This window comes from Streptomyces sp. NPDC046712 (assembly GCF_040645695.1).
In the GTDB taxonomy this organism is placed as follows: domain Bacteria; phylum Actinomycetota; class Actinomycetes; order Streptomycetales; family Streptomycetaceae; genus Streptomyces.
Map to the genome: position 1 here is coordinate 128,167 of NZ_JBEYYW010000012.1, position 24,456 is coordinate 152,622.

The 24,456-nt window shown below is 71.0% G+C and carries 16 protein-coding genes and 1 pseudogene; 12 read left to right on the forward strand and 5 right to left on the reverse strand.

The genetic code is table 11. The annotated features are described in order from the left end of the window. Positions 1-89: 89 nt before the first annotated feature. Positions 90-2,705 carry a DUF262 domain-containing protein gene (locus ABZ939_RS18005; protein ID WP_361855452.1) on the reverse strand — a complete coding sequence of 872 codons (2,616 nt, stop codon included), beginning with the start codon at positions 2,703-2,705 and terminating at the stop codon, positions 90-92. A gap of 79 nt (positions 2,706-2,784) precedes the next feature. Then, positions 2,785-3,483: a hypothetical protein gene (locus ABZ939_RS18010; protein WP_361855454.1), complete on the reverse strand. Its 699-nt coding sequence runs from the start codon at positions 3,481-3,483 to the stop codon at positions 2,785-2,787. Positions 3,484-3,611: 128 nt separating this feature from the next. On the opposite strand from ABZ939_RS18010, the gene ABZ939_RS18015 reads away from it, so the two are divergent. Beyond that, positions 3,612-5,768: a UvrD-helicase domain-containing protein gene (locus tag ABZ939_RS18015; RefSeq protein ID WP_361855457.1), complete on the forward strand. Its 2,157-nt coding sequence runs from the start codon at positions 3,612-3,614 to the stop codon at positions 5,766-5,768. Between the two features lie 26 nt (positions 5,769-5,794). Here ABZ939_RS18015 and ABZ939_RS18020 read toward each other — a convergent pair whose 3' ends face one another. Next, positions 5,795-7,180: a sigma-70 family RNA polymerase sigma factor gene (locus tag ABZ939_RS18020; RefSeq protein ID WP_361855460.1), complete on the reverse strand. Its 1,386-nt coding sequence runs from the start codon at positions 7,178-7,180 to the stop codon at positions 5,795-5,797. A 575-nt stretch (positions 7,181-7,755) separates the two neighbouring features. On the opposite strand from ABZ939_RS18020, the gene ABZ939_RS18025 reads away from it, so the two are divergent. The 10 genes and pseudogenes from ABZ939_RS18025 (at position 7,756) to ABZ939_RS18070 (ending at position 21,956) form a co-directional block, all read left to right on the forward strand. Then, positions 7,756-10,749, forward strand: coding sequence for a hypothetical protein (locus ABZ939_RS18025; RefSeq protein ID WP_361855463.1), 2,994 nt, complete (start codon positions 7,756-7,758; stop codon positions 10,747-10,749). Between the two features lie 80 nt (positions 10,750-10,829). After that, positions 10,830-15,524 (forward strand): DEAD/DEAH box helicase, encoded by a 4,695-nt coding sequence (locus ABZ939_RS18030; RefSeq protein WP_361855466.1) that lies wholly within the window; start codon positions 10,830-10,832, stop codon positions 15,522-15,524. 88 nt (positions 15,525-15,612) lie between these two features. Further along, positions 15,613-15,950, forward strand: a pseudogene (locus tag ABZ939_RS18035) (hypothetical protein); the annotation flags it as partial. Further along, positions 15,904-16,749 carry a HipA family kinase gene (locus tag ABZ939_RS18040; protein ID WP_361855469.1) on the forward strand — a complete coding sequence of 282 codons (846 nt, stop codon included), beginning with the start codon at positions 15,904-15,906 and terminating at the stop codon, positions 16,747-16,749. The pseudogene ABZ939_RS18035 and the gene ABZ939_RS18040, both read left to right, overlap by 47 nt. Further along, on the forward strand, positions 16,746-17,129 hold the full coding sequence (locus ABZ939_RS18045) for a DUF3037 domain-containing protein (RefSeq protein WP_361855472.1): 384 nt from the start codon (positions 16,746-16,748) through the stop codon (positions 17,127-17,129). The genes ABZ939_RS18040 and ABZ939_RS18045 overlap by 4 nt, the downstream gene beginning before the upstream one ends. A 167-nt stretch (positions 17,130-17,296) precedes the next feature. Beyond that, positions 17,297-18,058, forward strand: coding sequence for a 3-oxoacyl-ACP reductase FabG (gene fabG / locus ABZ939_RS18050; protein WP_361855475.1), 762 nt, complete (start codon positions 17,297-17,299; stop codon positions 18,056-18,058). A 26-nt stretch (positions 18,059-18,084) separates the two neighbouring features. Next, positions 18,085-18,852, forward strand: coding sequence for an SDR family oxidoreductase (locus ABZ939_RS18055; protein ID WP_361855477.1), 768 nt, complete (start codon positions 18,085-18,087; stop codon positions 18,850-18,852). A 148-nt stretch (positions 18,853-19,000) separates the two neighbouring features. Beyond that, positions 19,001-20,578 carry an ABC transporter substrate-binding protein gene (locus tag ABZ939_RS18060; RefSeq protein ID WP_361855480.1) on the forward strand — a complete coding sequence of 526 codons (1,578 nt, stop codon included), beginning with the start codon at positions 19,001-19,003 and terminating at the stop codon, positions 20,576-20,578. 69 nt (positions 20,579-20,647) lie between these two features. Beyond that, positions 20,648-21,331: a uracil-DNA glycosylase gene (ung, locus tag ABZ939_RS18065; RefSeq protein WP_361855482.1), complete on the forward strand. Its 684-nt coding sequence runs from the start codon at positions 20,648-20,650 to the stop codon at positions 21,329-21,331. Between the two features lie 151 nt (positions 21,332-21,482). Further along, on the forward strand, positions 21,483-21,956 hold the full coding sequence (locus tag ABZ939_RS18070) for a hypothetical protein (RefSeq protein WP_361855485.1): 474 nt from the start codon (positions 21,483-21,485) through the stop codon (positions 21,954-21,956). A 12-nt stretch (positions 21,957-21,968) separates the two neighbouring features. Here the strand turns inward: ABZ939_RS18070 and ABZ939_RS18075 are convergent, their stop codons facing one another. Beyond that, on the reverse strand, positions 21,969-22,427 hold the full coding sequence (locus ABZ939_RS18075) for a hypothetical protein (RefSeq protein ID WP_361855487.1): 459 nt from the start codon (positions 22,425-22,427) through the stop codon (positions 21,969-21,971). A 96-nt stretch (positions 22,428-22,523) separates the two neighbouring features. Further along, positions 22,524-23,159, reverse strand: coding sequence for a TetR/AcrR family transcriptional regulator (locus tag ABZ939_RS18080; RefSeq protein WP_361855490.1), 636 nt, complete (start codon positions 23,157-23,159; stop codon positions 22,524-22,526). Positions 23,160-23,240: 81 nt separating this feature from the next. On the opposite strand from ABZ939_RS18080, the gene ABZ939_RS18085 reads away from it, so the two are divergent. Continuing rightward, positions 23,241-24,428, forward strand: coding sequence for an FAD-dependent monooxygenase (locus tag ABZ939_RS18085; RefSeq protein WP_361855492.1), 1,188 nt, complete (start codon positions 23,241-23,243; stop codon positions 24,426-24,428). The last annotated feature ends 28 nt before the right edge of the window (positions 24,429-24,456 follow it).

Sequence of the window (24,456 nt, forward strand, 5' to 3'; positions counted from 1 at the left end):
TCCTTGCCGGTGCCCCTTGGCGACGGGCGGACCGCCAGGAGGCACTGTTCGACTCGTGACGCTCAGCCTGGGCTCCCTGAGTCCCTGCCTCAGTCTGTGCCCCGACTCTCCCAGCGGTCCCGGAACCACGTCAGAGTCTCGCCGAGCAGCTCACGGTTGCGGTCTTTTTCCAGCACCGACAACTCGAACCTGGGGTCCGGCCCGGGATTTGTCTCCTGGAGGTCGACACCCTCAAGTTCGTTGAGACGCCTGAGGAATTCGGTACGAAGGGCGCGGTCGGTGAACGGCTCCTGCGCGGCCAGGACCTGGAAGGAGACGTGCGCCGAGCCGGCCCACCCGCCGCCCGGCATGAGGCTCATCAGCGAGATCGAGCGGCCCGGGGCGATCGTCTCACCCAGTTTGAGGAACGCGCTGCTCATGGTGTCGTTTCCTACCCAGTGGATTGAGCCGCCGAGTTCCTCCCAGTGGGTGAACAGGGCGCGCACCGCATCCACGGTCTCGAGGGAGTCGTGCGCCGCGAGCCGCCGGAAGAACCGCCTCTCGTCGGAGTTCTCTGCCACGAGCTGAGCGTAGAACTGGTCGGCCCGCGTCTCCTCACCCTGACTCTCGGGGGCGCTCTGCGCAGTTTCCTCCTCGCTGTCGGCCGGGTCGTCGGCTTCCGCGATCAGCGACGCAAGCTCGTCGGCGGAGAGGCGCTGCGCCGGATCGGCTGCCCCGTTGGCCGTGAAGCGCACGCCGTCGTCGCTCAGCCGGGAGCGGACGTCTCCTCCCGCGTCCTGAGGCGTCCAGCGGAAGCCGTCGGAGACCTTGCCCTCGGAAGTGAGCACCCGGTACGCGTTGGCCACCCCCGGCGTATTGGCCAGATGGTTGCCCACGGCCTGGGCGCCGGAGCCGAGGAACGCCGCGAGATCGCCGTACGACGTCCAGGTGCCGTGGGGGAGCGCTGCGAGCACCTGGTGGGCCAAGTTCCAGTCCCGGCTCCGCTCTGCTCGGCCGACTCCGCGCAGCGGGGCCGGCCACAGCGCGATCGCGCGGTCGGCGAGTTCGTCGGCACGTTCGCGGATCTCGTCTGCGCCCCACCGCTCAGTGGTGGCGATGCGGCGGTTCATCTCCAGGTGGCTGCCCTGGAGCAGGCCCTGCTTGCGCTCGAAGGGGTGATTGGACAACTCCGCGTTGACCGCGGTGAGTGTCAGGTTCCCGAGCGTGTGCTGGAGTCGGGAGTGCAGATCCTGCGCGCTCTCGCCGTCGACCACGTCCTCGCTCAACATCCGGAGCCACTCGTCGCCCGGTGACTGCGGCATGACGTGCTCGATGGTGAGCTGCGCGGTGGCGAAGTCGACCGGTTCGGGATGCTCGTAGCTCTCCTCCAACCGCTGGAGCACCATCTTGCGCTGGTGCCCGCGGCCGAACTTGTAGAAGGGCGCCGTCCGGACCTTCTCGCGCAACTCGTCGTCATCGGGCCAGAAGCGGTTTTCGGCGGAGAGGAGCTGGTGCAGCCCGTCGGCGACGGGCAAGTCGAGCGGGAGCTGCCCGGGCACCGCCTGGAAGATCCTGTTGAGGTTGTTCGTCGGCACCCGGCACATCATCCGGCGCACCAGGAAGCTCTCGACGTACGACATCGCGCGGGCCGTGTCCGTGGAGTCAAGCTCCCCGCGCTCGCGCCGGTCGAGCAGCAGCAGAAGCGCGGGATAGGTGACCTGGGCCTGCCAGGTGTCCAGCCGGTGCAGATGGGCGCGGACCGCTTTGTTGGCCTCCTTCTCGGGGTGGAGCAGCCGACGGAAGAGTGCGCCGCGCCGGTACAACTCCTTGATGTACGCCTCGATCTCCGCCTCGCTGACCTCACCCCGCTCGAAGCGCTGCTGCTGAGCCGCGTAGAGGTCCTGGCGGCGGACCCGGTCGTCCCCGTCGAGCACCAACTGAAGCCACATGAGCTGTTCCAGCTCGTCGTTGCTCAGACTGTCCTGCAGTGGAAGCCAGTAGGTCTCGTAGATGTGATCACCGCGGGTGGGCAGCCGCATGAACAGGTAGTTGCGCAGCAGGTCGGCCTGGCTCAGCTTGAGGCCGGTGTTGTTGAGGGACTCGAAGATGCGGTGCACGTTGTCCGCGCGCTCGGCTGTCACCGCCACCAGCGTGAGCCGGGAGGTGATCGCCTCCTCGATGCGGAGCACGTCCTGCGGGGCGGCCGGATCGGCGGCCTCGACGAGCTTGCGGCGGAAGAAGCCGTAGGCGGCGGCGACAGCTCCGCCGGCGGCTTGCTCCGAGAGCGGTCCGCGCACGTATGCCGCGAACTGCGCCCGGTCAGCCTGGGTCGGCAGCAGTCGGAAGCGGTCGCTGCCGTTCTTGCGCTTGTTGATGAGGTATTCCTCGTCGATGCGCTCGGCCTCGTCCGGCTCGCCGTCCGCTATGTGGTCGCGGATCGCGGCCAGGGCGAGCGACAGCGTGGTCAGCCGCTGCTGACCGTCGACGACGAGCCAGCGGGGGAACGTCGCCTCGTTCTGCGGCGACGGCGCGAGCACCACGGACCCCAGGAAGTGTGTGCTCGCCTTCTCCCCGGACTCCAGCAGCTCGGCCTGCTCCAGAATGTCGGTCCACAGCTGTCTGAGCTGCTTCTCCGTCCAGGAGTACGTCCGCTGATAGAGCGGCACCTGGAACTGCTGTGCCCTGCCCTGGACGAGATCCGCGAACAGCGTCTCCTTCGCCTGCACGGCGTCCCCCCTCGGTGATCGGTCCGGTCGTAGCGCCTGGGAAGGACCTTAGGGCTTCTCGCTGACAGTCAGGGGCACTTCAACCCTCGTCCAGGCACGCACACCACAGCGCGTAGGCCCGGTCCATCTCGTCCAGTGCCGCCCGGGTGAACCGGGCGTCCAGGAAGGCTCGGTCGACGATCCGTTCCGCGAGTGCGACCAGGTGCGCCGCGACCTGCTCCACCCGCTCCCCGCGCACCCGGTCCTGAACCCGCTCCAGGCGTTCCTGACGCTCCCACAGGTCGGCGAGGTTCGCGCCTGGCTCCTCCTCGTCGTCGTACACGGACGGCACGCGGGGCAGCAGGGCGGCGGTGAGGGCGGGGACAGGGGCCAGGGCGGCCAGCTCGTCCGGTCCGCCGTTGCCGAGGACGCGGTTGGCGATCGTACGTACGGCCTCGGAGCGTTCGACGCGCGCCGCCTGGGCCCGCAGGGCGCCGAGCAGCGCCGGGACCTCGGCCCGGTCTCGGCGCCGCAAGGTCTCCGCGAGTGCAGTCGTCAGGTCCTCGCCCAGGTCCGAGGCGTCGTCCAGTACGTCGTTCGCCGCGCCGACCTCCTCGAAGGCGCGCTGCGCGGTGCGGGCCGCCTCGGTGAGCAGGGCGATGTCCTCGGCGGTCGGCTTCACGCCCGCGTGCAGCCGGGCCACGGCCGCGTCCAGGGGGTCACCGGCCAGATCGAAGAGGTCCACACAGTCGTCTTCCAGGACGAGTTGGCCGTCCGTATCCGGTTCCAGCAGTGTCATCTCCCCAACAACCCCCGAGCTCGCGATGCCCCTGTGTCGTGCGGCAACTCCTGCGACGAATCATGGAGGGTTTCGTAAACTGAGTCAACAGATATTCTGTCGGCCGGTGCTGTCGAAGGGTGGGGAACATGCCGCAGATCGCGATCACCAACACGTTCTGGGAGGGCGTCGACCGGCTGGACAAGCCGGCCCGCGCCCGCGTCCACAAGGCGATGGCCAAGTTCCAGCAGCTGACGGTCCCGCAACTCCACGCGGACAAGGGGCTGCACCTGGAGTCGGTGGTGAGCTCGCGCGACCCGCGGATGCGGACCATCCGCGTCGACGACGGCCTGCGCATAGTGCTGCTCGCGCCCGACGACGGCAGCGACCTCTTCGTCTTCGTCCACGTCGTCCCCCACGACAAGGCCTACTCCTGGGCCCGCCGACGGCTCTACACGGTCAACTCCGTGACCCGCTGCCTCGAAGTACGCGACTTGACCGCCATGGAGCAGATCACCCCGCTCTTCGCTCAGGAAGCCGCCGCGGCCCCCCAACTCCTGTTCGCCTCCTGGTCGGACACCGTCCTGCGGCACCTCGGCGTCGACGACGTCACCCTGCGGGCGGCCCGCACCGTCACCAGTAAGGCGCAGCTTGAGGCCTTCGGGTCGCTGATGCCGGAGGACCAGTACGAGGCGCTGTGGCTGCTCGCCGAGGGCCTCGACCCCGACGACATCTACCGGGACCTCGTCGCCGTACGCCAGAAGACGACCGTCGCCGAGAGCGCGGCGGGGGAGGACACCGCCGGGGACGACCTGGCCGCCGCCGTCACCCGCACCCGCAGCCGCATCGCGCTCGTCACCGGCCCCGACGAACTCGCCGACATCCTGACCAAGCCCTTCGCCGCCTGGCGGATCTTCCTCCACCCCACCCAGCGGCGCATCGCCTACCGGCCCGGCTATGCCGGACCCGCCCAGATCACCGGCGGCCCCGGCACCGGAAAGACGGTCGTCGCCCTGCACCGGGTCAAGCACCTCCTGGATCGGGCACCCGACACGCGCGTCCTCCTCACCACCTACACCGGAGCCCTGGCCCGCTCCCTGCAGAGCAGCCTCGCCCTGCTGCTCGACCACGACCCGGCGCTGCTCGCCCGTGTCGATGTCACCACCGTCGACGCCGTCGCCCACCGCGTCGTACGGCAACTGCGCGGCAACCCGGGGACCGCGCTCGGCGACCGGGACGAGCGCACCCGCTGGCAGCGCGTGGCCCGCCGCCTCGAACTGCCCTGGAACGAGGTGTTCCTGTCCCAGGAGTACCGGCACGTGGTCCTCGCCCAGGACCTGCGGAGCGAGGAGGAGTACCTGGCCTGCGAACGGCGAGGACGCGGCAGCGCGCTCGGGCAGGCGCAGCGGCGGCGCGTCTGGCAGGCCGTGACCCTGTTCGAGGACGGCCTGACCCGTGACCGGGCGCACACCTGGCTCCAGGTCTGCGCCGAGGCCACCCGGCTGCTGCGCGACAAGCCGGGTGCGGGACCGTCGTACGACCATGTCGTCGTGGACGAGGCGCAGGACCTGCACCCGGCGCAGTGGCGGCTGCTGCGGGTCCTGGCCCCCGACGGACCCGACGACCTGTTCGTCACCGGCGACCCGCACCAGCGGATCTACGACGCCCGGGTCTCGCTGCGCTCCCTCGGCATCTCCGTCGCGGGACGCAGCGGACGACTGCGCGTCAACTACCGCTCCACCGAGGAGATCCTGCGCTGGGCTCGCGGCCTGCTCGACAGCGAGCCCGTTGCCGACCTGACCGGCGACGCCCACGACACCCTCACCGGATACCGCTCGCTGCTGCACGGCGCACAGCCCGTGTGTGAGGGGCACGGAAGTGAGAACGAGGAGGCCGACGCGGTCGTGCGCCGAGTGCGCGACTGGATGGACGCCGGGGTCGCGCCCTCGGACATCGCCGTCTGCGCCCGCTTCAACACCCTGGCGGGCAAGCTCGGCGACCGCCTCGCCGCGGCCGGCATCCCCGTGGTGCGGGTGCGGGACGGGGAACCGGAGAGCGCGGTCGGGGTACGGGTGTCGACGCTGCACAGCATGAAGGGCCTGGAGTACCGGTGCGTCGCCGTCGCCGGAGTCACCCGGTCCGCCTTCCCGTTCGCGCCGGCCGTCACCCCGGCCGAGGTGGACCGTATCCAGCACACCACCGACCTGGCCGCCGAGCGATGCCTGCTGTTCGTCGCCTGCACCCGGGCACGGGAGGCGCTGTATGTGTCGTACAGCGGGCGGGCCAGTCTGTTCCTCGCCGCGTGATGCTGAGCGGGGGCTCCGGCACAGCCTCAGTCCGGAGCCCCATGGATCTTGTCGACTCCCGTGCGGTGGCGACGGACAGTCGTGATCTCGCGCCCGTCGTGCACCACTCGGAACCACTCGTCCGCCACCAGGACGGTGACGGTTTTCGCGTGCCACTGCAGGCCCACGTGGATCGTCTGATGGCCGACCACGATGATCCCGGGCCGGTAGACCTTTCGACGCACACAGGGGGCGTCGGAAGCGAACTCGGTGGGAGGCCCGTCCACGTCGCTGGGATGCCCGTCCATGTCGCTCGGTACGGCGCGTGACGGCTCGCGGACCGGACGGGCGGCGTGGATGCGGTTCGCGTCGATCCGCCCCCGCAGCTTGCCCATGGCCTTGGACTCGATCTGGCGAATCCGCTCCCGGGTGCGGTTCAGTTCCGCTCCGATTGCGTCGAGGGTGAGCTCGGGGCCGTCGTCGAGTCCGAGTCGGAGGGTCATCACCTGGCGCTCTCGTTCGGAGAGGCAGCTGAGCAGATCACGGACTTCTTCCGGGGACAGGTCACCGTAGTAGAAGTCCGGTTCGGTCCAGTGCGGTCCCTGAATGCTCCGGTCCGCTTCCTCGTGCAAGGCGTCGTCACCGATGGACTCGGTCAGGTCTTCCAGGGGGAGTGTTCGGCGGACCCGGGCGAGCAGGACGTGCGCCTCGTCAACGGTGACACCCGCGCGGGCGGCCACCGTGGGGAGAGCGTCGGTGGGTGACTCGTGCCCCAACTCCCGTGCCGCCTTCCGTAGCGCGGCCAGGGTTTCGTGCGCGTGGGCGGGGATCCGTATCGTGCGGCCTTTGTCCGCCAGGGCCCGTGTGATCGCCTGCCGGATCCACGAGACGGCATACGTCGAAAACTTGTTCCCCTTGAGGTGGTCGAACTTCTCGATGGCGCGCAGCAGGCCGAGGTTGCCCTCCTGGATCAGATCCATGAGGTCCAGCCCGCGGCCCGTGTACCAGGTGGCCATGCTGACAACCAGCCGGAGGTTCGCCTGGGCGAAGTCCGTGAACGCCAGTTCCCCGAGCCGGACCAGCTGTTCCAGCTCACGCCGCAGCTTAGGAGCGATCTTCCGGCCGGCCTCGTCCAACTTCTCGCGAGCCAGCAGTCCCGCCTCGATGGCCTGGGCCAGCTCCGCCTCCTGTTGCCGGGAGAGCAGCGGGAACCTGCCGATCTCCTTGCGGTAGTGCGTGAAAGAGTCGCCCACGGCCTGACGTGGGGAAGCGTCCTCCTCCGGGGACTCGGCGACGGGCTCGGGGCGGGGGCGGGGCAAAGGCGGGGCGGTGAGTGCGGTCGTAGGAATGACGGGCGTCTCGTACGGCTTCTCGACCCGCAGGGGCGATCCGGCCGCGGAAGGAATGCCGAGACGGAGCGCTCGAACGGTCAACGCGGAAAGGTCCAGCCTGCTGTCCTGGTGCAGCTCAAGAGTGAAGCACGGTGGTCTGCGTGGTTCCGGTTCCGGCCTCGCTGGAACCTGGCGTTCACTCTGTGTGTCGCTCAACGTCTGCGTGGTCGGGGGAAGTCCTGGCGCGGCCGGTGCCGCCGAACCGCCTCCCAGACCGAACGCGGCCACCGCGGCCGGAGGCAGTGCGACCCCCTCCGCCATCACCCGGCCCAGCACCTCGGCCACCACCGCGGTATCCACGCCGACCAGTAGCCCTCGCAAGGCCACCGGAGTCAGGGCTCGCTGTGGCCCCGCGGCAGTCACCAGCGCCTCATGCAGCACGGCAGGCGTCCCGGCCTCGGTGTCCGTCGTCATCAGCGTGCCCCCCATGTGCCGTACTGCGGTGCGACGAGCCTTCTCGCATTGCACCACCCGCCACTGACAATCAGTCACGCCCCGGGTGAGCGCACCGTTCACCTGCGGATTCCCCGTGCTCCTTATGTGAAGGAATGGTAGAACGTACAACGATGGTCGGTCCCGGGCGAGATCGCGTACGTCCGAGGCGGGAGGGGCGGGACATGCTGGTTGATCCCACGCGGTTGCTGGACGACTGCGAGCGGGCCTGGCGCGAGGCGGGGGAGCCGCCCGCCGGCGCAGTGGAGCCGGTCGCCGCCGTACGGACCGCGCTCGTCCTGGAGGCGCTCGTGGCGTACAGGCTGCTCGCGGACCACTCCGACCTCCCGCGCGACACGGTCTTCGCGCGCTGGCCCGCCTGCGCAGTCCACACCGTGGCACTGGCCGACGGTCCAGAACTTCCTCGTTTGGTGGCTGAAGCACGCGCGCGCGTGCTCGCGGCACGCCCCGACCTGGGGTCACACGGAGCCGCCCCGGAGAGTGCCGGCGAGTGGGGTCGCGCCGCGCAGGAGGCCGCCCGCTCGCTGGGCTGGACATGGCGCGCGCCGACCGCGGCACACGATCCGGTCGCCCCGTCCCGCAGCGTCGCCCTTCCCCCCGAGCTCCGTCTCGGCCCCGGCGCGGGCAGCGTGCTGCTGACCCTGCCCGGCGAGCCGGACGCGGGGGACTGGCAACTGTCAGCCGACGGTGAGATGTTCGCAGTCCGGCCGCCCTACTGGGTGCTGCCTGGCCCCGTGCGCCGCGTCGAGGCGACGGATGTGATGGGGACCACCCATGTCTCGGCCGTCGTGGCCCCGGACACCGCCCTGCTGGCCTTCGATGCCGACGGCCACCGCATCACCCCGGACGAGCCCCTTCCCGCCGCCGAGATCTGCCTCCTGCACGCGGGCACCCTGCAGACCGAGGGCGCCGACCCCGGCGTCGTGGAACTGCCCACCCCGTACGGCTGGAGCGGCTGGACCCTGAGCAGGGTGTCGCTGACCGGGGTGACGCGGGTGCGGGCCTTGGCCGCGGTCCCGGGAAGCTGGGTGGACGTCGCCGCCGGACGGCCGCTCGGCTGGGAGGGCGGTGCGACGTTGCCTTGGATCATGGGTGACGACGGGGCACCTGTGTGGCACCGTCCGCCCGCTCTCCGGCTCCCGCGGCGGCCGGGCGAACCGGACGCGCGACTCTGGCAGGCCGAAGTGCGCCGCCCCGGCCACGGGGAGCCTCTCGCCCGTCACACCGGCGCCCCCGGGGCGCTCCTCGACCCGTGGCAGGACGTATCCCGCCCGCTTCTGGGACCGTACGAGATCCTCGTCCACCGCGTCGGCTCCCGGCGCAAGCGACGACTGGCGGCCTTCCTCGCCGAGGGCATCACGGCCGAACCGACCGCCGAGTGGCGTCTGCTCGCCCCGCACGGAGGCCTGGCCCCCGCTCGGCTGACCCTCGGCGCTGACGGACCGGTCACCGCCTCCGCGCATACAGTCGCATTCTCCCTGTACGAGATCACCAAGACGCTGGTCCTGGGCGACGGGGTCCGTCGGTTCGCCGTGGAGGCGTGCATCCCCCACTCCGAGGTACGCCTCGAACTCGGCGGCAAACCCCTGAACTGGTCCGTCCGGCCGCTCGACATCGACGCGACGGACCTGGCCGGGGAGAGCGCCCTGACCGTCCGCCTGCCGGAACAGGCGGTGGCGGTGACCCCCTTGTTGGCACTGGTCGTCGAGGGGACGACCCTGCACACACTGCGTCCGGAACGGCGCACTCGCACGCGCAGAGGAGACCTCCGGTACCCACTGGCGGCCTTGGCGGACACCGTGCGCGATTGCGTGAAAGCCGAGATACGGCTTCTGGTCGCGGGGGAGAGCATCCTCGTCGGGACCGTGCGCACCCAGCCCATCGCGGAGGACGTCGTACCGGACGGCGACGGACTGCTGCTGCGGGGCCTGCGCCACCCGGGCGAACTGACCGCCCGCCTGTACCCGGTCTTCGCCCCGTGGGAGCGGCCGCTGACGGCCACCGTCGACCAGAGCGGCCGTATCCCGCTGCCCTCGGCCTGGCGGTCCGTCGGCCCCCTGATCGTGGACCTGAACGCGGGCGCCCCCACACCCGCCGCTCCCGGGTGGCCCCGCCTCCGCGATCGCGACACCCTCGTGCTGCGCCGGTCCCCGTGGACCTCCGCCGCTTGCCACGGAACGGGCGCCAGGGTCTCGGAGTACCTGGCCGGACGCGGCGCGCTGCCGCGCGGTGCCGACGCGATCGCCTACCAGTGGATCGTGGCCGCCCGTGGGCGCGACCTGCAGGCGTGCGGAGCCAGAGAGACGGCACCGGCGGAATGCCGCAGTGCCCTCGCTGACGCTGGACCCACCGCCCTCACGGGAGCGGCCGACAGCGCGCTGCGCTCCGGCGAACTCGCCTCCGTGCTAGCGGGCAGCGGTCTTGCCGCCCTGCGGATACGGGAAGTGACGGATCCGGCTGCCGTACGTCACGTCTGGCGGCAGGCGCCCCTGTGCGCGCTGCTGCTCACTGCCCCCTTGCTGCCGTATCTCTCCGATGACCTCGCCTACGACGTCGGGGAGTTGTACCCGGAGGAGGTGGAACTCCTCGGCGAGGTGGGCCAGTTCCTGGGTGACGCCGCCATGGTGTTGCTGGCCGGGCAGGCGGATCCGAGCGCCGCGGTCGGCCGGTTCGGCGCCCCGACTCGGGCCCTCGGCCAGCTCCCCGAACTCCAGCAGCAGGCCGTGTGGCGCAGCGCCCGTGTCGTCCCGCGGGGCCTTCTGGACCCCGACAGCCGTGCCGACGCAGCCTGGCAGGCGTTCCGTGCCCGCAAGGACCTCCAATACCACGCCACACGTGAGGAGTTCCGCGACGGCCTGGACGCCGTAGCGATCTTCCTGGACGACGGACACCCCGACCTGGCCCAGGCCTTCCGCGGACGGGACCCCGGCCAGTTGCACGGGCAGGGCGAAGCCTGGATGCGGATTCCTCAACTGTCCCTGGGATGCGCGCTGATCGCGAGGCGTGCCGCTGCCGGCGACGCCCGTGCCGCCGGCCTGGAACGGGGACTTCGCCACCTGTGGACGCCCGTCGCCTCCCACGCACCTGATCTCACCGCCGTCGACATCACACTCGCGGAATGCCTGGTCACCGCGGAGGCCGTGCACAGCACCGGCTGACCACCGGTCCGCGTCCAGCCCGTCCCGCAGTGGTCCTGCTCACCGCTCGTCCGAAGCCAATCGCCACAACGGAGCCTCCCGTGCACAGCCTCGACCCGCTCGCCACCGCCAGCATGATCAGCGACACCTACCGCCGCTATCTGCGTTCCCTGCTGCCCCTGCGCGAGCCCAGCCTGGCCGAGGCACTCGCCCACGCCATCGACACCAGCCCGCTGCTCACCAAAGGGCCACTGCTGGAGGCCACCCCCGCCTACGCGCCGGGCGCCACCCTGAACGAGCTCGTCGCAGAGGGCGTACTCGACCCCGCGTTCCAGCATCTGACCGGCCCCGCACTGCCCGCTGACCGTCCCCTGTACCGGCACCAGGAACAGGCGCTGCGCAAGGCCGTCGCCGGACGCAACCTCGTCGTGGCCACCGGCACCGGCTCCGGCAAGACCGAGAGCTTCCTCCTGCCCGTCCTCAACGCCCTCGCCGCCGAACACGCCCGCGGCACCCTCGGACCCGGCGTCCGCGCCCTGCTGCTCTATCCGATGAACGCCCTGGCCAACGACCAGATGAAGCGACTGCGCCGACTGCTCGCCGACACCCCCCACATCACCTTCGGCCGCTACACCGGCGACACCAAGGACGATCCGCAGCGCGCCGCCGACACCTTCGAGCAGCTCAACCCCGGCGAACCGCGCCTGCCCAACGAACTGCTCAGCCGACGCGAGATGCGCGCCACACCGCCCCACATCCTGCTCACCAACTACGCCATGCTGGAGTACCTGCTGCTCCGCCCCCAGGACATGGACCTCTTCGAGGGAGAGCAGGCGGGTTCCTGGCGGTTCGTCGTCGTCGACGAGGCCCACGTCTACGACGGAGCGCGCGGCGCGGAACTCGCCATGCTGCTGCGCCGCTTGAAGGACCGTGTGGGGCAGGGGCGGGAGATCCAGGCCATCGCCACCAGTGCCACCGTCGGCGCAGAGGAGAACCCGGCCGCCGTCACCGCCTTCGCCCAGGCCCTCTTCGACGTCCCCTTCCGCTGGGACGCGAGCGACCCGGCCGCCCAGGACCTGGTCACCGCCACCCGGGTCGCCACACCCGACGGCCCGCACTGGGGGCCACTGCCGACCACCGGGTACCTGCGCCTGGCCACGACCGCCGACCCCGAACCGGAGATCGTGTCGGCCGCGCGCATGCACGGCCTGCCCGCCGGCACGACCGCGGCCACCGCCCTCGCAGCCGAGGCCGGCACCGCGGCTCTGCGCCGGGCGCTCGCCGACGGACCCCGGCCCGTGAACGAGATCGCCCGCGACGTCTTCCCCGGTGACCCCGTCGGACCCGCGGCGGTCACCGCGCTCATCCAACTCGCCAGCCAGGTGACCGACACCGACGGCGCTCCCGTGCTCTCCGCCCGCTACCACCTCTTCGCGCGCGCCACGGAAGGCGCCTTCACCTGCCTCGACCCGGCAGGCCCCCACCTCGACCTGGCCCGCCACGAGACCTGCGCGCGGTGTGCCCGCCCCTCCTTCGAACTGGGCGCCTGCCGCCGCTGCGGTGCCGTACACCTGCACGGCACCTTCACCGGCAAGGGGGCACAAGCCCGCCTCGCACACCGCAAGTCCCCCGACAGCCCCCACACCTGGCTGCTCCTCGACGGGGACGGCTCGGACACCGGTGCCGACGAGGACGACGAGACACTCGGCGACAGCGCCAAGGGCGGCCTCAAAGAACGCAGACTGTGCACCCGCTGCGCGGCCGTGCACCCCGCGGCCACGGCATCCTGTACCGCTCCCGGATGCGGCGGCACCGAACTGCGCCGCGTCCACCAGCTCGACACCCACGAGGGCACCCCGGCCGCATGCCTCGCCTGCGGAGCGCGCGGTCACGGCATGATCCGCCTGTTCGAGGCGGGCAACGAGGCCTCGGCCGCCGTCCTCAGCACAGCCCTCTACCAGGCGCTGCCTCCGGCGACCGACGGCCCGGCCGCCGCACTGCCCGGACAGGGCCGCAAGCTGTTGTTCTTTAGCGACAGCCGACAGGCCGCCGCCTACTTCGCGCCCTACCTGGAGGACTCCTACACCCGCATCCAGCACCGGCGCCTGATCACCCAGGCCGTCCGGCAGGGCTGCCCCGACCCCGACGAGCCCCTGCACATCGACGACCTCGTCGCCCACACCATCCGCGCCGCCGACCGCGCCGGAGTCTTCCGCCGCAACGACTCCCGCCAGGCCAAGCAGCGCGAAGTGGCCCTGTGGGTGATGCAGGAAGTGCTCAGCCTCGACGACCGCCAGTCACTCGAAGGCCTCGGCCTGCTCCGGATCGACATCGACCGCGAGCCCTTCTGGCAGCCGCCCGCCGCCCTCACCTCACTCGGCCTCACGCACGACGAGGCATGGCTGCTGCTGCAGGAACTCCTGCGCACCCTGCGCAACCAGGGTGCGCTCACCATGCCCGAGGACGTCGACGCGGGCGACGAGGCGTTCGCCCCGCGCAAGGGGCCCATCTGGGTCCGATCCCAGGGTTCCGAGGCCAAGCGCAGGGTGATCAGCTGGCTGCCCAGCGCCGCGAGCGCCTCGAACCGACGCGTCGACTACCTCGTACGCGTACTCGACGCCCTCGGCCACCAGGGCGAACGACGGGCCACCGCCCTCGATGTCCTGAACCGCCTGTGGACCGACCTCACGACAGGTCACCTCGCCGACTGGCTGCCGTCCGAAAGCCAACCGGGGATCGGCGTCGTCCGCCGACTCGACCACGCCTGGCTGCGGTTGCGGCCGGTGACGGCGGACAGCGGTCCGCTGTACGCCTGCGACCGCTGCCGCCGCATCACCGCGGTGTCCGTGCGCGGTGTGTGCCCGACGCTGCGCTGCACAGGCCGCCTGGAGGAGTTCAAGCCGTCGCCCGAGACGGACGAGCACCTGCGGCGCCTCTACCTGACCTTCGACCCGGTCCCGCTGCGCGCTCAGGAACACACCGCTCAGTGGACCGGGGAGAAGGCCGCCGAGATCCAGGGGGAGTTCGTCCGAGGGCAGGTCAACGCCCTGTCCTGCTCCACGACCTTCGAACTCGGCGTCGACGTCGGTGAACTCCAGGCCGTCGTCCTGCGCAACATGCCGCCCTCCACCGCCAACTACGTCCAGCGCGCCGGCCGCGCCGGCCGGCGCGCCGACTCGGCCGCGCTGGTCCTCACCTACGCGCAGCGGCGCCCCCACGACCTCGCCCGGTTTGCGGAGCCCGAGCGGATGATCGCCGGGGAGGTACGAGCCCCGATCGTTCCCGTCGACAACGTCCGGATCGACCGCCGCCACGCCCACTCCATCGCGCTCGCCGCATTCTTCCGCGCCATGAAGGACGAGCGGGGCCGGATCTGGCGCAAGGCGGGCGAATTCTTCCTCCCCGACGACTCCGCCGGCGAGATCGCCGCCCACACGGTGCGCGACTGGCTGACCCCCATTCCGGGCAGCGTCATGGCCTCCCTGCGCCGGGTCCTCCCTGAACAGGTCCAGCAGGAGATCGGCGTCGACTCCGGCGACTGGGTCGCCGAACTGGACCGGCTCCTGCGCGCCGCACAGCAGATCCTCGACCAGGACGTCTCCTCGTACAGCGAACGCCGCGACCAGGCAGCGGCCGCCCGCAAGTACCGGCAGGCCGAGATGTACGAGAAGGTCATCCGCAACCTCACCCAGCGCGAACTGCTCGGCGTCCTCGCCAACCGCAACGTGCTGCCCAAGTACGGCTTCCCCGTGGACACCGTCGAACTGCGCATCCCCCACGAGGGCGCCGCCGTCTCGGGGCACCTCGAACTCACCCGTGACCTGAGCGCTGCCGTCCACGAGTACGCCCCGGGGGCCGAGATCGTGGCGGGCGGACACCTGTGGGCGTCCGCCGGCGTCTACCGGCTGCCGGACCGCGAACTCGTCAGCCGCCACTATGCCGTGTGCACGGCCTGCGGCCGCTACCGGGAGGCCACCGGCCCCGTGGACCCCGTCTGCGCCGCCTGCGGCACGCAATCCGCGGCCGCGCAACGCCGGTACGTCGAACCTGTCTACGGTTTCGTCGCCGCGCGCGGACCACAGCGCCGCCCGGGGCAGACCCCGCCACGACGGTCCTGGTACGGCGACGTCCACATGTCCACCGACACCGCCGACCTCCAGGAAGGCGCGACCACCTTCGCCTCCGGCCACACCACGCCCTGGTCGGCCGGCACCCGGGGAGAGATGGTGGTCGTCTCCGAGGGACCGGCCGGCGCCGGATACCAGATCTGCGACTGGTGCGGCTGGGGCCGTCCGCATGCCCAGGCCGCACCTCTACGCGGCGGCCACCCGCACCTGCTGAAAGACACCCAGTGCACGGGCCCCCTCCGGGTCGTCTCCCTCGCTCACCGCTACCAGACCGACTTCCTCCAGATCCATCTGGACCCGCTCACCGCCCTGACCGCCACCGCGGCCCGCCTGCGTTCGGGCCTGTACGCACTACTCGAAGGCGCCGCCGCACACCTGGAGATCAGCCGCGACGACATCGACGGCACGGTGCACACCGGCACCGACGGCATGCCGTCCCTGCTGCTCTTCGACACCACTCCGGGTGGCGCGGGCAACGCCGTGTCCATGGGCGAGCGGCTCGAACCGGTCGTCTCTGCCGCGCTTGTCCGGCTGGAGGCCTGCGAGTGCGGCCCGGAGAGCAGCTGCTACGCGTGCCTGCGAAACTTCCGCAACGAGCGCTTCCACGAGCTGCTGACCCGATGTGAGGCCATGGCGCTCCTCAACGCCTTGACCGGAGATTCGACCTGATCGGGATATACCGTTGGCTTCGGTGATCTTCTGGTCTCGCTGGCCCAACGCCAGGCATTCGCGAGTAAGGATTCCACGTGCTTCGGCACACACCTACGCCTCGATCATGTTGGAAGCCGGAGAGTCCGTCGTGACCCTGGCTCGGTGGCTCGGACACTCCTCGCCGACGATCACCCTCGGTTACTATGTCAATTCATGCCGGGAGCCGGCAGCTAGGGGCGCGGCGCCCTCGACGGTCTGCTGGGGGAGCGGGAAGACCGGCTCGCCGGCCGAGATTCCCCAGATTCTCCCCAGCGCCGTCGACCGGTGATTCCTGCCTCTACGCCCCGGCGAAGTCGTCCGTGGATTGTAAGGCTGAAGAGATGGGTGGCCTGGGAACGTGTTGGAAGAGGTCGTAGCGACCCGCTATGTCACGCCCCTGCGTGAGGGTGGATCGCTCCCCGGGATCGTCGAGGCCGACGATCTCGGTACGTACGTCATGAAGTTCACCGGCGCCGGGCAGGGGCGCAAGACACTCGTCGCCGAGGTGATCTGCGGACAGCTCGCCCGCCGGCTCGGGCTGCGCGTGCCCGAGCTGGTCGCCATCGAGCTCGACCCCGTCATCGGGCTCTCCGAGCCCGACCAGGAGGTCCAGGAGCTCCTGAAGGCGAGCGGCGGACTCAACCTCGGAATGGACTACCTCCCCGGCTCGCTGGGCTTCGACCCGCTGGCGTACGAGGTGGACCCGAAGGAGGCGGGGAAGGTCGTCTGGTTCGACGCGGTGATCAACAACGTCGACCGGTCCTGGCGCAACCCGAACATGCTGGTCTGGCACGGCGACCTGTGGCTCATCGACCACGGCGCCACGATGATCTGGCACCACAACTGGCCGGGCGCCCAGGCCTCCGCCGCGAAGCCGTACGACGCCTCCGACCACGCCCTCGCGCCCTTCTCGCCGGACATCGCCGCCGCCGCGGCCGAGCTGGCGCCCCGCGTCACGAGGGAGCTGCTCGAGGAGGTCGCCGCCGACGTCCCCGACGAGTGGCTGGTGGACGAGCCCGGCTTCGACAGCACCGACGCGCTGCGCGCCGCGTACGTGGAGGCACTGCTGCCGCGCGCCGCGACCATCCACGAACGGATCACCGTCGGTCCGCGCGTCGAGCGCCGGCCCGCGCAGCCGCCCGGCTGGCTCGCCGACCGCCTCGCCCCCAGGACGCACTCCGCCCAGAAGGACCGCACCACGTGACCGACCGCGATGTCTTCGAGTACGCGCTGCTGCGCGTCGTGCCCCGCGTCGAGCGCGGCGAGTTCTTCAACGCCGGCGTGGTGGTCTACTGCCGCGCCAAGTCCTTCGTCGCCGCCCGCACGCATCTCGACGAGGCCAAGCTCAGGGTGCTCGACCCCGGTGCGGACGTGACCGGCGTACGGGCCGCGCTGCACGCGGTCGAGGGGGTCTGCCTGGGCGGGGCGGACGCCGGCCAGGCGGCGCGCGACGACGCCGGACGGCGCTTCCGCTGGCTGATCGCGCCCCGCTCCACGGTCGTCCAGCCGGGTCCGGTGCACACCGGGCTGACCGCCGACCCGGAGGGTGAGGTCGAAAGGCTGCTCGATCTGCTGGTGCGCTGAGCGCGCCGAACGTGGCGCGGAGTGGTCCTGTGCACCCGGTGGGCCGTTGACACCGGGTGCCAGGGCTTCTAGCGTCTCGTCTGCGGAAGGTACTAAGCGGTCGCTCATCTTTGGGACGCACCGTGTGGGCCGCATCCATGGATGATCCAAGGGCGAGGAGAACCAGCATGTCGACCACCGAGCAGCGCGTAGCCGTCGTCACCGGCGCGGCGCGGGGCATTGGCGCCGCGACCGCGGTACGGCTGGCCGCGGAGGGCCGTGCCGTCGCCGTACTCGACCTCGACGAGGCGGCCTGCAAGGACACCGTCGAGAAGATCAAGGCCGCCGGTGGCACCGCCATCGCCGTCGGCTGCGACGTCTCCGACAGCGCCCAGGTGGAGGCCGCCGTCGCGCGTGTGGCCGCCGAGCTCGGCGCCCCGACGATCCTCGTCAACAACGCGGGCGTGCTCCGCGACAACCTGCTCTTCAAGATGACCGAGTCCGACTGGGACACGGTCATGAACGTGCACCTCAAGGGCGCGTTCCTGATGGCCAAGGCGTGCCAGAAGCACATGGTGGACGCGGGCTTCGGCCGCATCGTCTCGCTCTCCTCGTCCTCCGCGCTCGGCAACCGGGGCCAGGCCAACTACTCCGCCGTCAAGGCCGGTCTGCAGGGCTTCACCAAGACCCTCGCCAAGGAGCTGGGCAAGTTCGGCATCACCGCCAACGCCGTCGCCCCGGGCTTCATCGTCACCGAGATGACCGCGCAGACCGCCGAGCGCGTCGGCATGGGCTTCGAGGACTTCCAGGCCGCGGCCGCCTCCATGATCCCGGTGCAGCGGGTCGGCAAGCCGGAGGACATCGCCAACGCCATCGCCTTCTTCACGGGCGAGGACGCGGGCTTCGTCTCCGGCCAGGTCCTGTACGTGGCCGGCGGCCCGCTCAACTGACGCCCGAGCGGGAGGAGGAGACGTACATGAGCACGAATGAACTGCCCGAGCTGTCCGGCAAGGTCGCTCTGGTCACCGGGGCCAGCCGGGGCATCGGCTACGGCGTCGCCGAGGCGCTGGTCGCCCGTGGCGACCGCGTGTGCATCACGGGCCGTGGCGAGGAAGCCCTCAAGGAGGCCGTCGAGCGACTCGGCGCCGACCGGGTCATCGCAGTGCCCGGCAAGGCCCACGACGAGGCCCACCAGGCCGCCGCCGTCGCGGCGACCATGGAGGCGTTCGGCCGGGTCGACTTCCTGGTGAACAACGCCGGGACGAACCCGGTCTTCGGCCCGATCGCCGAGCTCGACCTGAACGTCGCCCGCAAGGTCTACGAGACGAATGTGATCTCGGCGCTGGGATTCGCCCAGCTGACCTGGCGCGCCTGGCAGAAGGATCACGGCGGGGCGATCGTGAACATCGCCTCGATCGCCGGCCTCTCTGCCTCGCCCTTCATCGGCGCGTACGGGATGAGCAAGGCAGCCATGGTCAATCTGACCCTTCAGCTGGCGCACGAATTCGCGCCGGTGGTCCGGGTCAACGCGATCGCCCCGGCCGTCGTCAAGACCAAGTTCGCGCAGGCCCTCTACGAGGGCCGGGAGGCGGAGGCGGCGGCCGCGTACCCGCTCGGCCGGCTGGGCGTCCCGGAGGACATCGGTGGCGCCGCCGCCTTCCTCACCTCCGACCAGTCGGACTGGATCACCGGCCAGACGCTCGTGGTCGACGGGGGTCTTTTCCTCAACTCCGGCGTCGAGTGACCGATATCCGGACACTTTCCGGATTTCCTGACCGGTTTGACCCCGATTAATCGTTGAATGCCTCAAGTGCCCCGTCAGGGTCGAACATTGACCTGGCGGGGCGCTGCGGTATGGTCGGCCGACCCATGGCTGAACGAGGAGCGTGCACGTGTTCAACCGGACCAGTCTGCAGGCCGCTGCAGCCCTTGCGTCCATATCCCTGGTGTCCGGATGCAGCCTGTTTTCGGACGCTGAATCCGCCGGGGAGCAGAGAATCGTCGTCGGCACGACGAGTTCTCCCACCACGCTTGATCCGGCAGCCGCTTGGGACAATTCCTGGGAGCTGTTCCGAAATGTCTTCCAGACGCTGGTGAGTTTTCCGACCGGCAGCACCACCCCGCAGTCCGATGCCGCCGACTGCAAATTCTCCGACACCGCCAGCCGGGTCTTCGAGTGCAAGCTCCTCGACGGCCTGACCTTCTCGAACGGGCACAAACTGGACGCCAAGGCGGTCCAGCACTCCATCGAGCGCGTTCGCACGATCGACGCCGAGGGTGGCCCCAACGGGATGCTCGGCTCGCTCGACAAGATCGAGACCGTGGACGACCGCACGGTCGTCTTCAAGCTGAACAAGCCCGACGCGACCTTCCCCTTCGTCCTGGCGACGCCCGCCATGTCCCTGGTGGACCCGGCCGAGTACCCCGCCGACAAGCTCCGCGAGGACGGCAAGCTCACCGGCTCGGGCCCGTACGTCCTCGACGAGTACGTCGAGGGCGACAAGGCCGAGCTGACCAAGAACCCCACCTACAAGGGATTCGCGGACCGCAAGAACGGCGGCGTGACCATCCGGTACTTCAAGGAGTCCGAGCCGATGGTCGCCGCGCTGCGGAAGAAGGAGATCGACGCCACCTACCGGGGTCTCACCGCCGAGGAGGTGGTCGAACTCCAGGAGGACACGGAGGAGAACAAGAAGCTCCAGCTCGTGGAGTCGACCGGCGCGGACATCCGCTACCTCGTCTTCAACGCCCGGGACGCCTCCGTGGCCAAGGAGCCGGTCCGCAAGGCGATCGCCCAGGTCGTCGACCGCGAGGAGCTGGTGGCCAAGGCGTACAAGGGCACGGCCGAGCCGCTGTACTCCATGGTCCCCAAGGGCATCGCCGGCCACACCACCGAGTTCTTCGACGCCTTCGGCGAGCCCAGCACCACCAAGGCCAGGTCGATCCTGCGCGCCGCCGGGATCACCGAGCCCGTCGAGCTGACCTTCTGGTTCACCACCGACCGGTACGGCTCCGGCACCGCGCTCGAGTTCGCCGAGCTGAAGCGGCAGCTGGACGCGTCGGGGCTCTTCAAGGTGACGCTGCGGAGCAAGCCGTGGAAGGAGTTCGCGGCGGGCTACCAGAAGGGCGAGTACCCGGTCTTCGGTCGTGGCTGGTTCCCCGACTTCCCCGACGCGGACAACTTCATCGCCCCGTTCGTCGGCAAGCAGAACGCGCTGGGGACGCCGTACGTGAGCCCCCGCATCACCGACGAGATCCTGCCGAAGTCGCGGCGCGAGAGCGACCGCGGGGCCGCCGCCGACGAGTTCAAGGAGGCGCAGGAGATCATGGTGGACGACGTCCGGCTCCTCCCGCTGTGGCAGGGCAAGCTCTACATCGCGGCCGGTGAGGACATCGCGGGCGGCGAGCGCGCGCTCGACCCGCAGACCGTCATGCAGATGTGGGAGCTCAGCCGCAGGACCAGCTGGTAAGCGCGTTGTCAGTGGCCACCGGTAGGTTCTTCAGCACACAGAACACATGGCCTACCGGAGGTTGTTGACGTGACCGACACCGACATGCTGCCCGAGTCCTGGCGCGGCGTCCTCGGCGACGAGCTGCAGAAGCCGTACTTCAAGCAGCTCACCGAGTTCGTCGAGGAGGAGCGGGCGAAGGGGCCGGTCTACCCGCCGCGCGACGAGGTGTTCGCCGCCCTCGCCGCGACTCCGTACGACAAGGTGAAGGTCCTGGTCCTCGGCCAGGACCCGTACCACGGAGAAGGCCAGGGGCACGGCCTCTGCTTCTCCGTCCGGCCCGGTGTCAAGACTCCGCCGTCCCTCCGCAACATCTACAAGGAGATGCAGGAGGAGCTCGGGCACCCGGTGCCGGACAACGGCTATCTGATGCCGTGGGCCGAGCAGGGTGTGCTGCTGCTCAACGCCGTCCTCACCGTCCGCGCCGGCGAGGCCAACTCGCACAAGGGCCAGGGCTGGGAGAAGTTCACCGACGCGGTGATCCGCGCCGTGGCGTCGCGGCCGGACCCGGCGGTCTTCGTGCTGTGGGGGAACTACGCGCAGAAGAAGCTCCCGCTGATCGACGAGGCGCGCCATGTGGTGGTGAAGGGCGCGCACCCCTCGCCGCTGTCGGCGAAGAAGTTCTTCGGATCCCGCCCCTTCACGCAGATCAACGAGGCGATCGCGGCCCAGGGCCACGAGGCGATCGACTGGCGCATCCCGGACCTCGGCTGAGTTCCGCGGGCCGTGGCCGTCCCGGGGGTGTCCGGGCGGGCGTTGAGCCCGCCCGGCTGACAGGCGGCGGCCACCGCCCGAGCCTCGGCCGGATCGTGGGTCGCTGCGGCTAGCTTCGGAGCTCCTGTACGGAGAGTGTGCGGAGGCCGCAGTGACCGAGCAGCAGCAGGTGTCGGACGACGGCGTCATGACCAGGATCGGGCAGGCCATGATGCTGCTCCACGGCGGGGACCGCGAAGAGGCGCGCAACCGCTTCGGGGAGCTGTGGGGGCAGATCGGTCCGGACGGCGATCCCCTGCATCGCTGCACACTCGCCCACTACATGGCCGATGCGCAGGACGACCCGGACGCCGAGCTGGCCTGGGACCTGCGGGCTCTCCTGGCGGCCGAGGGGCTGAGGGAGGAGCGGCCGGCCGCGCACGACTCCGCGATCGCGCTGCGTGCGCTGTACCCCTCGCTCCACCTCAACCTGGCCGCCGACTACATGAAGCTGCAGCGGCCCGACGCGGCGCGGGTCCACCTGGACCGGGCCCGCGCGGCATCGGACGCCCTGGACGACGACGGATACGGCAACGGGGTGCGCGCCGCGATCGAGCGCCTGGAGGTGCGGCTCCGCTCGCGATAGCCCGGGGCGGGCTCAGTTCCCGTACGTACCGCGGCAGATCTTCGCCTGGTCGCTGCCGGGGTGCCAGCCTCCGTACTGCTCGCCCAGTGCGCAGACGTCCCCCCGGGAGCGGGGTGGCCGGGGTGGCTCGGGCGGCTTCGCGTCCGACGCCCGGGATTTCTTGCGGGGGCCGGAGGACGGCCGCTGCTTGGCCTTCTGGGCCCCGGACCCACCCTTCTCCTTGTGCTGTCCCGCTGTCGTGGGGGGCGACGGTGGCGGGGGAGGGGGCAGCGCCGCTTCCAGGGCCTCCCGGGCCGGTCCCTCGACGATCTGCGGGGCCACGTCCACGCCCGCGTCCTGGGTGGGCCGACTGACCTCCCTCGGCGGTGCGGGGGCCGGTGCCGGGGCCGGCGCCTCGATCGAGACGCAGCCGGAGAGCGCGGCGACGGCCACCCCGACCAGGATCTTCGCTGTGGTTCTCGTTCCATGCACCCGCGCAACTCTGCTGGTCGGCCGGTGATCTTCGCGCCCCTACCGGCGGGGAATGCCCCGCACGGGTGATGGCCGCTAACGGGGTGACGCGTGGCGTCACCCGCCCAGCATGCCGCGCAACAACTCGTCGAAACCGATGCGCAGTTCGGCCCGGCTCGGCACGGCGGAGTGGAACGAACCCGCGGCGCAGGAGAACATCAGCCCCTCGCACCAGGCGATCAGGGACAGCGCGTGCCGCTCGGGGGAGGGCGAGCCGGCGTTCGCCATCATCGCTATCAGCGGCCCGTGGAACGCCGACCCCGCCGTGTCGAAGAAGGTCCGCAGTTCGGGGCGGCGGGTGGCCTCAAGGGCGAGTTCGTAGCGCGAGACGAGCAGCGCCCGGTGGTCGGTGAGATACCGGTGCAGGGCGAGCGAGAGGGCATCCACCAGCTCCGCGGGTTCGGCGTCCGGGCCAGGCATCTCGTGCGGGGTGAGAACCCGGGCCTCCAGCTCGACCTGACGGCGGACCGCCGTCTCCAGCAGGGCCTGCCGGGTGCGGGCCTGGTTGGAGGTCGAGCCCTGCGGCAGCCCCGCCCGCTCGTCCACGGCCCGGTGGGTGAGGCCGCGCATCCCGCGTTCGACGAGGAGGTCGAGCGCGGCGTCGCCGATCCGCTCGGCGCGGGAGGCGGGTGAGGCCGGCGAGGCGGGTGAGCCCTGCGGGGCGGCGGCGGACTCGGGGGTGCGTGCGGTCATGGGGACAACCTACTACCGCGCCGACTACACCTGTAGTACGGTCAAGGAGTCACTACATCTGTAGTTACCGAGGGAGCAGTCATGGAACAGCACCGTGCCGTCGTCGTCGGAGCCGGAATCGGCGGACTCACCGCCGCCGTCGCCCTCCACCGGAGCGGCTGGGACGTCACCGTCCTGGAGCGCGCCGCCGCCCTCTCTCCCGTCGGGGCCGGGATCGGCCTCGCCCCCAACTCCCAGCGCGCCCTGGACGTCATCGGGCTCGGCGACCGCGTCCGCGACCTGTCCGCCTGGCAGGGCGACGGCGGGATGCGCGCCCCCGACGGCCGCTGGCTCGCCCGTACCAGCGCCAAGGCCGCCGCCGCGCGCTTCGGCGGACCCCTCGTCCTGCTCCACCGCGCCACCCTGGTCGACATCCTCACCTCCGGCCTCCCCGACGGCGTCGTACGGACCGGAGTGACCGCGTCCCTTGCCGACCCCGGCGACGACGAACGGCCCGCCGTCGTCCGGACCCCCGACGGGGACCTCGAGGCCGAACTGGTCCTCGGTGCCGACGGCATCCACTCCGCGGTCCGCCGCGCGCTCTTCCCCGACTACGCCGGGCCCCGGTACTCCGGATTCACCACCTGGCGCGTCGTCGTCCCCGCCCCCGACCGGCCGTTCCCCCCGCACGAGACCTGGGGCCCGGGCCGCCTCTGGGGAACGCAGCCCCTCAAGGACGGCCGTATCTACGCCTACGCCATGGCCGCCGCCCCCGAGGGCGCCCGCGCGCCCGACGACGAGAAGTCCGAACTCCTGCGCCTCTTCGGCGGCTGGCACCATCCGGTGCCCGAGATCCTCGCCGCCGTCGACCCGGACGGCGTCCTGCGTCACGACGTCCACCACATGCCCGACCCGCTGCCCGCCTTCCACCAGGGCCGCGTCGCCCTGCTCGGTGACGCCGCCCACGCCATGGAGCCCACCCTCGGCCAGGGCGGCAACCAGGCCATCGAGGACGCGATCGTCCTCGCCCACCACGTCGGCCGGGGACTTCCCCCGAGCCGCGCGCTGGCCGCGTACACCGCCGACCGGCTGCCGCGCACCACGGCGATCGTCCGCAAGGCCGCCCGGACCGGCCGGCTCACCCTGCTCTCCGCCCGCCCCGCCGTCGCCGTGCGCAACGGACTCATCGCCGCCGTCTCGCGCTTCGGACCCGGCCTCGTCCTGCGCGGTTTCGACGGCATCGCCGACTGGCGGCCGCCGACTGCCGCAGACCACGCCCGAGTAAGCTGACCAGCGCGAACGACAGACCACCCAGCGC

Excerpts from the sequence above, each read along its gene's own strand:
- ABZ939_RS18010 (WP_361855454.1), bottom strand. The coding sequence starts at position 3,483 with ATGACACTGCTGGAACCGGATACGGACGGCCAACTCGTCCTGGAAGAC.
- ABZ939_RS18015 (WP_361855457.1), top strand. The coding sequence starts at position 3,612 with ATGCCGCAGATCGCGATCACCAACACGTTCTGGGAGGGCGTCGACCGG.
- ABZ939_RS18025 (WP_361855463.1), top strand. The coding sequence starts at position 7,756 with ATGCTGGTTGATCCCACGCGGTTGCTGGACGACTGCGAGCGGGCCTGG.
- fabG (WP_361855475.1), top strand. The coding sequence starts at position 17,297 with ATGTCGACCACCGAGCAGCGCGTAGCCGTCGTCACCGGCGCGGCGCGG.
- ABZ939_RS18055 (WP_361855477.1), top strand. The coding sequence starts at position 18,085 with ATGAGCACGAATGAACTGCCCGAGCTGTCCGGCAAGGTCGCTCTGGTC.
- ABZ939_RS18080 (WP_361855490.1), bottom strand. The coding sequence starts at position 23,159 with ATGACCGCACGCACCCCCGAGTCCGCCGCCGCCCCGCAGGGCTCACCC.
- ABZ939_RS18085 (WP_361855492.1), top strand. The coding sequence starts at position 23,241 with ATGGAACAGCACCGTGCCGTCGTCGTCGGAGCCGGAATCGGCGGACTC.